This is a genomic window from Flavobacterium cheongpyeongense (assembly GCF_003202435.1).
In the GTDB taxonomy this organism is placed as follows: Bacteria; Bacteroidota; Bacteroidia; order Flavobacteriales; family Flavobacteriaceae; genus Flavobacterium; species Flavobacterium cheongpyeongense.
On sequence record NZ_QJHK01000027.1, the window covers coordinates 21292 to 35390 of the forward strand.

Annotated in this window: 11 protein-coding genes; 6 read left to right on the forward strand and 5 right to left on the reverse strand. The window is 33.3% G+C overall.

The features are described from left to right. Positions 1-96 precede the first annotated feature (96 nt). The 4 genes from DMB65_RS20105 to rlmF form a co-directional block, all read right to left on the reverse strand. Positions 97-2190 carry a protein-disulfide reductase DsbD family protein gene (locus tag DMB65_RS20105; protein ID WP_110308419.1) on the reverse strand — a complete coding sequence of 698 codons (2094 nt, stop codon included), beginning with the start codon at positions 2188-2190 and terminating at the stop codon, positions 97-99. Continuing rightward, on the reverse strand, positions 2187-3497 hold the full coding sequence (tilS, locus tag DMB65_RS20110) for a tRNA lysidine(34) synthetase TilS (RefSeq protein ID WP_110308420.1): 1311 nt from the start codon (positions 3495-3497) through the stop codon (positions 2187-2189). Before tilS ends, DMB65_RS20105 begins: the two co-directional genes overlap by 4 nt. 70 nt (positions 3498-3567) lie before the next feature. Beyond that, positions 3568-5559 carry an excinuclease ABC subunit UvrB gene (gene uvrB / locus DMB65_RS20115; RefSeq protein WP_110308421.1) on the reverse strand — a complete coding sequence of 664 codons (1992 nt, stop codon included), beginning with the start codon at positions 5557-5559 and terminating at the stop codon, positions 3568-3570. Between the two features lie 183 nt (positions 5560-5742). Further along, positions 5743-6693 (reverse strand): 23S rRNA (adenine(1618)-N(6))-methyltransferase RlmF, encoded by a 951-nt coding sequence (gene rlmF, locus DMB65_RS20120; protein ID WP_110308422.1) that lies wholly within the window; start codon positions 6691-6693, stop codon positions 5743-5745. A 246-nt stretch (positions 6694-6939) separates the two neighbouring features. On the opposite strand from rlmF, the gene DMB65_RS20125 reads away from it, so the two are divergent. Then, positions 6940-7809 carry an archaemetzincin gene (locus DMB65_RS20125; protein WP_110308423.1) on the forward strand — a complete coding sequence of 290 codons (870 nt, stop codon included), beginning with the start codon at positions 6940-6942 and terminating at the stop codon, positions 7807-7809. A gap of 101 nt (positions 7810-7910) precedes the next feature. Then, entirely contained in the window at positions 7911-8198 is a 288-nt protein-coding gene (locus DMB65_RS22545) for an NADPH-dependent FMN reductase (protein WP_230470731.1), read from the forward strand. 95 nt (positions 8199-8293) lie between these two features. On the opposite strand, the gene DMB65_RS20135 is transcribed toward DMB65_RS22545, so the two are convergent. Then, on the reverse strand, positions 8294-9316 hold the full coding sequence (locus tag DMB65_RS20135) for a hypothetical protein (RefSeq protein WP_110308424.1): 1023 nt from the start codon (positions 9314-9316) through the stop codon (positions 8294-8296). A 277-nt stretch (positions 9317-9593) separates the two neighbouring features. On the opposite strand from DMB65_RS20135, the gene DMB65_RS20140 reads away from it, so the two are divergent. The 4 genes from DMB65_RS20140 (at position 9594) to DMB65_RS20155 (ending at position 14094) form a co-directional block, all read left to right on the forward strand. Next, a complete protein-coding gene (locus tag DMB65_RS20140) occupies positions 9594-10109 on the forward strand; it encodes an RNA polymerase sigma factor (RefSeq protein WP_110308425.1) in 516 nt (171 codons plus the stop codon). Positions 10110-10161: 52 nt separating this feature from the next. Then, positions 10162-11061, forward strand: a complete 900-nt coding sequence (locus tag DMB65_RS20145) for a FecR family protein (RefSeq protein WP_110308426.1) — start codon at positions 10162-10164, stop codon at positions 11059-11061. Between the two features lie 84 nt (positions 11062-11145). Beyond that, the gene (locus DMB65_RS20150; protein ID WP_230470733.1) at positions 11146-13596 is read left to right on the forward strand and encodes a TonB-dependent receptor; all 2451 of its coding nucleotides are present in this window, start codon (positions 11146-11148) and stop codon (positions 13594-13596) included. Between the two features lie 108 nt (positions 13597-13704). Beyond that, positions 13705-14094: an OB-fold protein gene (locus DMB65_RS20155; protein WP_110308428.1), complete on the forward strand. Its 390-nt coding sequence runs from the start codon at positions 13705-13707 to the stop codon at positions 14092-14094. The last annotated feature ends 5 nt before the right edge of the window (positions 14095-14099 follow it).

The following is a 14099-nucleotide window of genomic DNA, read 5'->3' on the forward strand; positions in this document are numbered from 1 at the left end:
TTTTTTGTTCCGTTTCCCTACACAAAAAGATGCTAACTGACTTTTGAATACAACAGGTTAATTATTTTGAGAAGAATTAATTCACAAAGACCCTCCCTATTTAAAATTTGAAATTCCTTCTTTAAGCCATTTCAAATATTCTTCTGTACTAACGTAACTAATAGTAGGTTTTGAGCTGTTTAAATTATTTCCTTTCAAATCTGTGATAACATACAAAGGCTGCGTATTAGTCTTGTATTTTGAGATCATAAAATCTGTCCATTTATCCCCTACGGTTATAATTTCATCACCATCAGCTGTTACAAATTGTTCACTTTTTGGCAATTCTCTTTTATCATCAACATACAAGGAAATCAAAACTACATCATTTTTAAGAATAGGTAAAACATTAGTATCAGACCAAACATTGTTTTCCATTTTCCTGCAATTAACACAGGCATAACCGGTGAAATCAAGCATAATGGGTTTGTTAATTGATTTCGCATAAGCCAAACCAGCTTCATAATCATGAAAAACCATAATTCCGTGTGGTCCTAATTCAGAACCTTTAGGCAAACCTTCATCCGAAGTAGCACCTGCATTATCTGAGCCACCTAATCCAAACGGACTTTCGCTATATTGTGGTGGTGGAGGAAAAGCACTGATTAACTTTAATGGAGCTCCCCAAAGTCCTGGAATCAGATAACATGTAAATACAAGTGTAAGCAATCCTAAATACAGCCTTCCAACAGAAATATGTTGTAATGGACTATCGTGAGGCAATGTTATTTTTCCAAATAAGTACAATGTCAATGCTGCAAAAATGGCTATCCAGATGGCTATAAAAACTTCTCTTTCCAGAAAATGCAATTGTAAAACCAGATCCGCATTTGATAAAAATTTAAGAGCTAAAGCTAATTCCAAAAAGCCAAGAACCACTTTTACCGTATTTAACCAGCCTCCCGATTTTGGCAATGAATTTAACCATCCCGGAAACATCGCAAATAGCATAAACGGCAAGGCCAATGCAGATGAGAATCCCAACATTCCAACAACCGGAGCGATTCCACCATTAGAGGCCGCTTCGACCAATAAGGTTCCGACAATTGGTCCGGTACATGAAAATGAAACGATAGCCAAAGCCAAAGCCATAAATAATATGCCAATTATACCGCCTTTATCTGCCTGCTGATCCGCTTTATTTGCCCATGAATTTGGAAGCATAATTTCAAAAGCGCCTAAAAATGAAGTAGCAAAAATAATCAGTATCACAAAGAAAATCAGGTTAAACCAAACATCTGTTGACAATGCATTTAAAGCATCTGCTCCAAATATCTTTGTTACAATTAAACCTAAAATTACATAGATAGCAATAATAGAAAGTCCGTAAAGAATAGCATTACGAATTCCTTTTGCCCTGCTTTTACTTTGTTTGGTAAAAAAACTTACCGTCATTGGTATCATAGGGAACACACAAGGTGTTAACAATGCCGCAAAACCGGATAAAAAAGCAATAAAAAAGATAGACCATAAGCTTCTTGCCGGAGCAGGCTTTTGTAAATCGTCTACAACTTTTGCCGTTGCATTATCTATTTTTTCTAATTTAATTACTTTAGAATCTGCTTCTTTTTTAACTACTGTATCAACAACTAAACCTTCTTTTTGGGTTTCGTCCTTTTTAGCTTCTGTTACAGCCGGAACTGTCTCCATTTTAAAAGTTGCCGGAACAGCTATAGAGAATTTTTTATTCGAATTGATGCAAACCTCTTTACAAACCTGAAAATCAAATTCAGCTTCAACGGTTTTTAAATTAGGGTTTATAACTTTGATTTCCTGCTCAATATGTGCTTTGCCTTCAAAGAAAGTTTCGTTAACACCAAAGACATCATTAAAAGCTGTTTTTGTCTTTCCTTCTTTGGCCTTGCCAATTAATTCATAATTTCCTTTTTGGTTTTTAAAGGAAATTTCTAAAGCGAGAGGACCTCCGTCTGGCGTAAATTGTGAGTACATATGCCAGTCCTTTTCTATAATTCCGTCAAAAATTAAAACTAAATTGGTTTCAGATTTTTTCTCGATTTTAGAAGTCCATTTTACGGGTTCTAAAACCTGAGCGTTTCCTTTTGCAAAAGCAAAAATCAAAATCATTAAAAATACAGTAAGTTTATTCCAAATATTCGAAATTATAACCTGACAATTTGTGTTTGATTTCATTGTTCTAATTCTATTTTAAGTATTTTATTTGAGGTGTTTGTTATTTTAAATCTTTCATCCTGCCTGATTCCAACTACCCATACAATCTGATTATTTGAACATAAAAGCCAGCAGTTTTCTTTTTCTATTAATGATAACTTTTCATCCTTAAAAAGTTTACTGATTTTTTTTGACTTTCCGTTCATTCCAAAAGGCTGAAAAGAATCGCCTTCTTTCCATTTACGTAAAATCAAAGGGAAAAGGATTTTTTCAGCATCGACAAATATAATCTTATTTGATCCTTCTGTAATGTGACTTACGTTACAAAGACGCAACTTTAAGGGAATATTAACCTGCGTATCCGTTTTATTAATTTCAAATTCTAATTGTCTTATTTTCGAAATCGGACTTAATATCAACGTATCCCTGTTTTTGAGCAATCTGAACTCTGTCGAAAAAATCTGTTTCCCTGATTGTCCATCTGTTAAATCGTAAATATCTTTCCAGGCCAGAAATCCAAATTCATTCAGCCATTGGTATAAATACGATTTGTAATTGGGTAATTTTTTAAGCTGATTCAAATCAAAATGTATTTCTTCTCCGTATTCTTTTGCAACTTGCTGGTAAATCATAATAGACGCATCTTCGGCCATTTCATTAGATTCCTGCAAATAAGATTGTGTTTTTTGGAAAGCTTTCAGAAATTTCGGATTGATTTCTTTTAAAACAGGAACGAGATCATGACGGATTTTATTTCGCAGATATTTATTCGAAGCATTGCTGCTGTCTTCCCGCCATTCGATATTGTTTTCTTTCGCATAATTCAGGATTTCTTCCCTTGAAAAAAGTAAAAGTGGACGAATAATTTTGTCATTCTGTTCCGGAATACCAAGCAAACCGTCCAATCCTGTTCCACGGCTGAGATTGATGATAAAAGTTTCCAGATTATCATCTGCGTGATGTGCTGTCAGGATATAATCGAAATTATGAATTTCAAGAAGTTCGTAAAACCAGCTGTATCGAAGCTCACGGGCTGCTATCTGGGTAGAAAGTTTATAATCTTTTGCAAAAGCTTCGGTGTCGAACTGAGTTGAAAAAATAGAGATTTTATTTTCTTCGCAGTAATTTCGAATGAAATCCTGATCGCCAAAACTTTCTAATCCACGAAGCTGAAAATTACAATGTAAAACCGCAATTTTATATTCTAATTGCTGTAATAAATGCAGTAAAACCATACTGTCCAATCCGCCACTAACAGCAAGAAAGAGCTTTTTGTTTTCCAAAAAAGGGAATCTTGCCGAAATATGATTTTTAAAATTTGAAAGCATCTGTAAAATTAAAAGATGGATATTGTAAGAACTCCAAAATTAAGGTTTTTTGAAAGAAACATAAAGGTTTCTAAGAAAGTTGTTCCTGTAATTTTTTAATATCATCACGTAATTTGGCCGCCTGTAAAAAGTCTAATTCTTTTGCCGCTTTTTCCATTGATTTACGTTTTTCACGAATCATCTTTTCTAATTCAGGTTTTGATAAGTAGGCTGTTTCGGGTTCTGCAGCTGCAGGTAAAGTATGTCCCAATTCATATTCAACCAATGGATTTTTGGTAAAAGCACTTTCGATTTTTTTGTTTAATGCCTGTGGTGTTAAGCCATTCTCGGTATTGAAATTAATTTGTTTGGTTCTTCGGTAATTGGTTTCATCAATTGTTTTTTGCATACTGGCTGTGATTTTATCCGCATACATAATTGCTTTTCCGTTTATATTTCTGGCCGCACGCCCAATAGTCTGTGTTAAAGACCTGTGATTACGAAGAAAACCTTCTTTATCGGCATCTAAAATAGCCACTAACGAAACCTCTGGCAAATCCAGGCCTTCACGAAGCAGGTTGACACCAATTAATACATCAAAAATTCCTTTTCGTAAATCCTGCATGATTTCGATGCGCTCTAAAGTATCTACTTCTGAGTGAATGTAACGACAGCGAACTCCTACTTTAGTCAGGTATTTGGCTAATTCTTCGGCCATTCTTTTGGTCAGGGTGGTTACCAAAACCCTTTCATCCAATTCACAACGTACCTGAATTTCTTCAATTAAATCATCAATCTGATTCAAACTGGGTCTTACTTCAATAGTAGGATCCAATAGTCCGGTTGGACGGATAATCTGTTCTACATAAATACCATCTGATTTTTGCAATTCATAATCGGCAGGAGTTGCAGAAACATACACTACCTGATTTTGTAAGGCTTCGAATTCTTCAAATTTCAAAGGCCGGTTATCCATTGCGGCGGGCAAACGGAAACCGTATTCCACCAGGTTTTCTTTTCGGCTGCGGTCACCACCATACATAGCATGCACCTGTGAAACAGTTACGTGACTTTCGTCAATTACCATTAAATAATCACTTGGAAAATAATCCAGTAGACAGAAAGGTCTTGTTCCGGCTTCTCTTCCGTCCAGGTAGCGGGAATAATTCTCAATTCCGGAGCAATAACCCAATTCACGAATCATTTCCAGATCAAAATTAGTACGTTCCTCCAGACGTTTGGCTTCGAGATGTTTTCCGATTTCTTTAAAATAATCCACCTGTTTTACTAAATCCTGCTGGATTTCCCAAATAGCGCCTTGCAGGACATCAGGAGAAGTCACAAACATATTGGCAGGGTAAATCGTCAGTCTTTTGAATTTTTCAATAACCTGTGCAGTTTTTACATCAAACGATTCAATTTCCTCGATTTCATCTCCAAAAAAGTGAACTCGATAGGCATCATCGGCATAACTTGGATATACTTCGACAATATCCCCTTTAATCCGAAAAGTTCCGGGATTGAAATCTGCTTCAGTTCTGGCATATAAACTTTGTACAAGACTGTGTAATAATTTAGTTCGGGAAATAACCTGATCTCTTGATATTTCAATTACATTTTTTTTAAATTCAACGGGGTTTCCGATACCGTACAAACAAGAGACCGAAGCAACGACTAAAATATCCCTGCGTCCGGATAGTAAAGAAGAAGTTGTGCTTAAACGCATTTTTTCCAGTTCTTCATTGATAGATAAATCCTTTTCGATGAAAACACCAGTCACAGGCATAAAAGCTTCGGGCTGATAATAATCGTAGTAAGAAACAAAATATTCTACGGCATTATTAGGGAAAAATTGCTTGAATTCTGAATACAACTGAGCAGCCAAAGTTTTATTATGCGCCAAAACAAGAGTAGGTTTTTGAACTTCCTGAATGACATTAGCAACCGTAAATGTTTTTCCTGAGCCCGTTACACCCAGCAAAGTCTGGTATTTTTCGCCATCAACAATACCTTGTGCTAATTTTTGGATTGCCTGAGGCTGATCTCCTTTTGGACTATATTCTGAGGATACCTGAAAATTCATTTTGGAATGATGAAAAAATTAGTTTTGTAAAGATACAAAGTTTCAATTCTTTTAATGTTAAGTTGTCCTTATTCTAAGAAATCTATCATGGCATCATTTTTAGCATACTTGAATTTGACCCGGCAATATAATGTGAGCCATTCCAAAACTGGTTTTGATGTTTTCTTCAATCTAAGGTATATTTCAAAGTTTCCAGGACTTTTGTTGTGCTTCACTTAAAAAAGTCCAGGCTACAATTCGGCTTGTTTTTTGGCCCTGAGCCATATCAATTGTTTTTATAGAAGCAGCATTTACTTTGTTTAGGGTTTTGTAAATGCTCGAAAGATTATCTCTTTTAGAAACCAAAGTGGTAAACCACTGGCACTGCATGGCATATTTGGCACTTTCATAAATCATTTGAGTTATAAAACCAATTTCACCGCCATTGCACCATAATTCGGCATTATGGCCTCCGAAGTTTAAAACCGGATTTGTTATTTTCTTTTCTTTCGGATTTAAATTGGCAACTTTTCTTGTTGTAGTTTTATTAGCTTCTTCGGCTGACGCATGAAAAGGCGGATTACACATCGTAAAAGTAAACCGGTCTTCTGGTGTGATAATATTTTTGAATATAAAACGGGACTCGGTTTGCTGTTGTAAACTAATTGCTTCAGTCAGTTTTGGATTTTCCTCAATAATTTTTGCGCAGTTTTTTATTGCTATTTCATCGATATCTGTACCTACAAAACACCAATCGTAAATTGCATTTCCTAAAATTGGATAAATGCAGTTTGCTCCGGTTCCTATGTCTAAGCCCAAAACATAGGATCCTAGCGGAATATTTCCGTTGTTTGCTTCAGCCAATAAATCGGCTAAATAATGAATATAATCGGCTCTTCCAGGGATAGGCGGACAAAGGTAATTTTTCGGGATATCCCAATTTTGAATATCGTAATAGGTCTGCAATAAAGATTTGTTAAGAACTTTTACAGAATCAGGATTACTAAAATCAATTGTTTCAATTCCGTGAATGTTGATGAAAACATGTGTTTTTAACTCCGGGCAATTCGAAATAAGAAGTTCGAAATCATATCGCGAACGGTGAAGGTTTCGAAGATGTAAGTTGTTCTTTCCGGAATTGTCTTTTGCTTTCATTTTGTGAATTTGTATACAAAGATAGTCATTCCATTTCAGAAAAAAATTTGGCTATTTGAACCTGCAAGAATAGTATATAAAGGACCGGTAATGCAATAAGGAGCATTAAAAATCCAGTTATTTTTTTGTAATCAAAATCTTTAAACACAAAAATTAAACTCATTATAAATAAGAAAATTCCATAAAAATAGTTACGGTTTTAGGTTTCGATTATTTATTTTTGGCTTTGATAAGCCCCAGATTTATATGAAAAAAATAGCACTTCCCATAATCATACTCATCTGTACTACATGCGTTAAACAGGATGGAGATGAATATTTCGATCAGATTAAAAAAAATGATGTTGAATTGGCAAAACCGGTTGAGGGTGATTGGTTGTATTCTCATAAAGAGAAAGGTCAGAGTTATGAGCAGTTCATGAATTCAAAACATATTGTTCCCACTACTGGATCCAATATTATTTACATCAGACCCATTGGGAATTTTAATTCCCTGCAAAACAAACAAATAGAACTACTTAGAGAATATCTCGAAATTTACTTTCAGTTAAAAACAAAAACGTTGGAAATAGTTTCCAATGATGTAATTCCTGAATCTGCACAAAGAATGGGACATGAAAATAACCAACAGTTTTTAGCTGGATATATTTTAAATAATGTTTTGAAACAAGACAAGCCTTTAAACAGAATTGCCCTGATGGGATTAACAGAAGTTGATTTGTATCCTAAACCCGAATGGAATTTTGTTTTTGGATTAGCTTCTTACCGAGATAAGGTAGGAGTAAGTTCTATTTACAGATTACAAGATGGAAAACTGGCTCCTGATAATTTTAATCTTTGTTTATCACGGCTGCTAAAAATAAGCTCCCATGAAATTGGTCACATGTTTGGTTTACACCATTGTATTTATGCTGATTGTGTAATGAATGGAACCAATAGTATGAGTGAAACAGACAAGGGGTCTATAAGATTATGTTCTGTTTGTCAGAGAAAATTAAATTCGGGTATTAAATATGACAACAATAAAAGACTGTTGGAATTAGAAATGTATTTTAAAAACAATAACTTGACAGACGAACTGAAACTCATACATAAAGATGTTGTAGCTATTCAATAAACATTAAAATAAAGGTAAATTCGAAGAATGAAATATTTGAAAGTCTGGCCGAAATTCCACATTTTAATCCGGATCTTGATACAGATTATCCACCGAAAAATGTGGTTTTATTCAGAGATAAAATTATAGCTGCTGAGGGAATTATAATATGTACTTCCGAATATGTTTTTAGTTTGCCGGGTAGTTTAAAAAACGCTCTCGAATGGTGCGTCTCAACGACCATTTTTTCAACTAAACGGGTTGGGCTTATTACGGCTTCTGCTTCCGGAGAAACGGTGCATGAACAGCTTTTGTTAATCATGAAGACGCTTGAAGCTAAGTTTCAAAAAGAAAGGCAGCTTTTAATAGCAGGCATAAGGGGAAAATGGATACCGAAGGAAAAATTGTAAATAACAAAACGCTATCGAACTTCAAACCTTTCTTCGTAACTTTGAGAATCAGTTTTTTATAATAAATTACTTTTCAAATAAATTGTTTACCGTAATTATTTGTTTTTTTCAAAATAAAGATAGTTGCCGTTACTCTCATCACGCAAGTGTATCAGGGAATTATTAAGTTCGAACAATTTCCAGCTGTAATCTAATTTGTGAAGCAATAAGTAATCATAGCTAAAACTGATTTTAAAATTTCTCACACCGTATACAACATTGCTTTCCCATTGCCCTGTTTGAGAAACGCCTGCTTTTGTAGCGATCACAGATTTATCACTTTTAAAAACAAAAGAATAATCAGCGTATTCGGATGTTTTTTCTGCCTTATTATAAAAATAGGATATGTGCCATGAACCCTTTGTAATAATTTCGTCAAAGTCAAAAGTATTTAGATTGTTTTCTGTGCAATAATCCATTGCATATTTAATTGCATTTTCGAACTCTAAATTATTTCTAATCGATTTTGTCTGGTAATTATAATCTGTTATGGAAATAGGATAACTTAATGAAATATACTGGCTCGAATTCAGGTTTTTTATAAAATTAAAAAAGACCTGATCACTTGTAATAGAGACAGAACTTGCGACCTGATTATAACTGTTATAAATGTTTATTGTTATAGGATAGTGGATGTTTAAACCATTTATTTTAGATAAAAGATCAGGGTAAAGATTCCAATAATCAATTAATTCATCAAAATCGGCTTCAGTTGGCAGTAATTTTTCTATATAGTTATAATAAACCATTGTTACTGGAAAATCAATTTTTACAATATCATCATCAGTAGTACTTGCGTTGATATTATCCAGTACTTTTTGGTAATCAGCAGTAGTATTTATAGCAATCTTAGCAGTATTGACAGTAATTGTATACGGTAGTTTGATAGTACAATAAGTGGAACCATCTATAAAATTATCCTGTACCGTTTTTACCATGGCAACCCTTTGTAAATAAGAAGTAAGGGGTGTGGTATTCGTAATGGTCTGGGTATCTTGATTCTGGTCTTCTATCTCGCTTTGACAAGAAAAAAAGAACAGTAACCCCACTATCGATAAATATTTTTGGAAGCGTGACATACATTAATTTTTACAAAGATAATTAAATTAGGAATTCTGGTTTTAACAATTTTTACATCAATTTTTAAATTCTTAAAATATTTCGATTAATGAGCTTTAATTTTTTCCAAAAAAAATAGTATAAAAATACCTAATAGTCCAGACAGAATAAGGTTTTAGGTTAGCTATGATACAAAATGCCTATATATATTAATAAAAACAATTTACTTTGCATTTACCCTACTTAAATTAAAAAGAAATACTTTTGCAAAGTCCAAATTGAAAGATATTACTGCTAATGCTAAACATAAACCAATCAAATACCTGTAACGAAATAGTTTTTTCATCTTTTTTTAGAAGTCATATTAAAGCACTTCGGAATTTTCTTTTTTATAAATTTGGTAATAAAGACCAGGCAGAAGATATTGCCCAGGAGGCGTTTATGAAACTTTGGCAAAACTGCTCTTCCGTACCTGTAGAAAAAGCAAAATCGTATATTTATACTATTGCAAATAACAGTACTTTAAATGAAATTGCACATCAAAAAGTTATTTTACGTTATGAAAAAAACTTCAATACATTAGACAGAACCAATGAAAGTCCGGAATATATCCTTGAGGAAAAACAATTTCAGGATAAACTTTTGAAAGCTATTGGAAATTTAAACGAAAAACATCGGGTAGCTTTTTTGATGCATCGGATTGACAAAAAAAAATATAGCGAAATTGCCCTTGAATTAGATATTAGCGTAAAAGCAGTAGAAAAACGCATTCATCTGGCTTTGTTAAACTTACGTAAAGAAATTGATTTATAAAAAGTAGGGTAAATCTAACCCTGATTGTTTTAATAATATAATGAGTAATACAATGAAAAAAAATGATTTGCTAGCCCGATGGTTAAATGATGATTTATTGGAGAAAGAATTAGCCGAATTTGAAGCGAGTCCCGATTTCGAAAAATACCAAAAAATAAAAAACTATACGGCTCATTTAGAAGTAGATGATTTTGATGAAAATGCGATGCTGTCGAACATTCTTCAACAGAAAAAAAGAACTCCAAGAGTAGTTCCATTATACAAGAAGTGGATGTTACGTGTTGCGGCTATTTTTGTTTTGGCACTTGGAGTAACTTTTGTGATGAAAAATTTCGTACCAGAAACACAAACATCAAATTTCGGCGAAAGAACTACTTTTTTATTACCTGATAATTCTGAAGTTGTCCTGAATTCGGGATCAGAAATAAGTTATAAAAAATGGAACTGGGACAACAACAGACATCTTGAACTGGAAGGAGAGGCTTATTTCAGGGTTTCTAAAGGCAGACGTTTTGTCGTACAGACGAATCTTGGAGAGGTAGCTGTTTTAGGCACCCAGTTTAATGTCAGAGCCCGAAAAAACAGGTTCGATGTGATTTGTTATGAAGGCCGCGTAAAAGTAAATTACGCCAGTAGACAAATCATACTGACCCACGGTCAAAGTGTTACTTTCGAAAACGGAAAGCAGTTTAATACTCGTGTTAAATCAGTAAGGCCAGAATGGATGAACAACCAAATCTGTTTTAATAAGGAGAATATAAAAAGTTTGTTAGACGAAGTTCAAAGACAATACAACATTACGATTGAATTAAATTCAAAAGATACAACTTCATTGTTTACGGGCAAATTGCCTACTAAAAACCTGAAAGTAGCATTACAAATTATAAGTACAACCTATCATTTAGAAGCAAAAAAAGTTTCAGAAAATAAAATAATTTTTGACGAAAAATAGATGTTGGCTCCCAAACAATTTCATTTTTCGTTTTTTTTGTTTTTCCTTGTCCTTAGCGTTTTAGCTCAGGGCAAAGGAAAAACAATGCCATTGAAAAACATACTGATTGAAATTGAGCAGCGATATCATGTAAATTTTAATTATACCGAAGAGAATGTTGCAGGAGTACAATTAATTCGCCCCAAAAAATCACTTTCCTTTGAACAAATTCTGCAATATCTTACTGAAAAAACCAATTTGTCTTTTGAAAATCTGGATAATAAATTTATTAATATTTATAAAAAAGAGAAAAATTCAAAAAAAATATGTGGATATGTTTTTTCAAATACGGACAGAAAACCTATTGAAAATGCGAATATTCATTTAAATGACGGAACCCGAATTACAACGGATTCAAATGGTTATTTTGAATTTGAAAAAGATGCTGAAAATATTTTTTCGATTAGTCATATTGGTTTTATAGCAAAAAAAGTGATAATACGGAATTTCGATTCTAAAAACTGCCTGAAAATACTACTAGAATCTGAAATTACAGAACTTGAGGAAATTAAAACCAACACGATCCTGGCTTCTGGAATTTCAAAAAACATTGAGGGTTCGTTTGAAATTAAACCAAAAAAATTTGGGATTCTGCCCGGACTTATCGAGCCAGACGCTTTGCAGGCCATGCAGCAGATTCCAGGGGTAAACAGTCTGGACGAAAGTGTATCAAGTATTAATGTTCGTGGCGGCACCCATGACCAGAATTTATTTTTATGGAACGGAATTAGAATGTACCAAACGGGACATTTTTTTGGTTTAATATCGGTCTTTAATCCTAATTTGGCACACACGATTTCTATTTTTAAAAACGGAAGTTCTGCTTTTTACGGAGAAAGTGTTTCGAGTGTGGTAGCTATTTCTTCTACTCCGGAAAAGACAGAAAAAAATACTTTTAGTGCCGGAATCAATATGATCAATGCCGATGTGTATGCTAAATACAATCTTTCAAAAAAGAGTTATATTGAAGTTTCAGGGCGAAAATCAATTACCGATTTTGTAGAAACTCCAACTTACAGGGAATATTTTAATAAAGTATTTCAAAATACAACGATTACTGATTTTTCTAAAACCCAAAATATCGATTACCAAAGTGACAAAGATTTTGATTTCTACGATGCAACTTTTAAATACGTACAAAAAATAGGTACCAAAGACCAGTTGATAGTTGATTTTATAACCATAAAAGACAACCTGAAAGTATTTCAGAGTGCTTCTGTAAACAGCATAAACAAATCGGAGAACAATATTTTGCGTCAGCAAAATTATGGTGGAAATGTATCATGGAAAAGAAAGTGGAATAGCTTCAATACAACTAAAATCAATATTTGCAACTCTTCTTATGAACTTTTGGGAAACCAAAAAACAACGAATGAAAATCAGATAGTTATTCAGGAAAATACAGTTGACAACAATGGAATTAATTTAGAAAACAACCACATAATCAATTCAAAATTCAGTTTTAACAATGGATATCAGTTTATTGAAACCGGTGTCGCCAATTTAGAGAGAGTAAATAATCCGGATTTTTATCGAAAAACTAAAGATGTTTTAAGGACTCATGCCTTGATTTTAGAGGGGAAATTTAATGATACACTCTCTAGGATCCTATGGAGTGCGGGAATACGATTAAACTATATTGAAAAATTCAAAAAGTATATTGCAGAACCCCGAATACAATTTAATTATGCTTTTAATAAAAATTTGAACCTGGAACTGCTGGGAGAATTAAAAAGTCAAAATTTCCAACAGATTATTGATTTGCAAAAAGATTATTTTGGTATTGAAAAAAGACGTTGGATTATTTCGAATAATTCTACAATTCCAATTCAGAGAAGCAGGCAGGTATCCCTGAATTTATTCTATAAAAAGAATGACTGGCTCCTGGACATCGAAAATTTTTATAAAAGAGTAAACGGAATAACAACTGCCAGTCAGGGCTTTCAGAATCAGTTAGAATTTGTACGAACAACCGGTGATTATGAAATTGTAGGAACAGAATTTCTGATTCAAAAGAGAATGAATCATTTTCTGACTTGGCTAAGTTATACTTATAATAATAATAATTACCATTTTGATAATTATGAATACCCGGGTTTTCCAAACAATTTTGAGTTGGCACACACGCTATCATGGGCAGGAATCTATGAAAAAAACAATTTTAAAATTGCATTGGGAACAAAATGGTCCTCTGGCAGGCCCAAAACTTCTCCCGATATTTCAAGAATGGATCTTGCAAACCCTGTATTGATTTACAACAAGCCTAACAATACGAACTTGAATGTTTTTTCACAGGTTAATTTTTCCTCAACTTATAAATGGGAATCATCAAAAGGGATTCAATACAAATTAGGAATTTCAATCCTGAACATTCTGAACAGGAAGAATGAAATTAGTGAGTATTACCGAATAAATTCACTTTCAAACTCTATTGAGGATGTTGAAACATTTTCATTGCAAAGGACTCCTAATCTGAGTTTTAGGGTTTCTCTTTAAGTACGTCAGTATTTCTTTTAATTTTTTTTTCAAAAAACAATAATTCTTTGGTAGGGTAATTCGTATCAGGGCTGTTTTACTATTGAATCTCTTTAAAAGAATAAAAAAATGAAAAGAAAAATAATAGTAATAGCTTTAGTAATCACAGTTTTTGGGCTTTGTGGTTATTATTACGTATGGTATGGCGGTGCCAGAAACGTCTCTTCAGAAGAAGCTGTTTTTAATGTTTCCTCAAAAAGCATAACAGCAGAGTTTAATTCGGATATCGACAAGTCAAATGCTAAATATCTCGAAAAAGCAATTACTGTCAATGGAGTTATTAGCAAAGTAACAGACAAACAAGTTATTATAGATAATACAATTGTTTGTGAATTCAAAGAATCGATCCCTTCAGTTAAAAAAGACCAACAAGTAACACTGAAAGGCAGAGTAGTGGGATATGATGACCTGATGGAAGAAATAAAATTAGATGAGTGTTCAGTAGTAAATAATAATTAATAAAA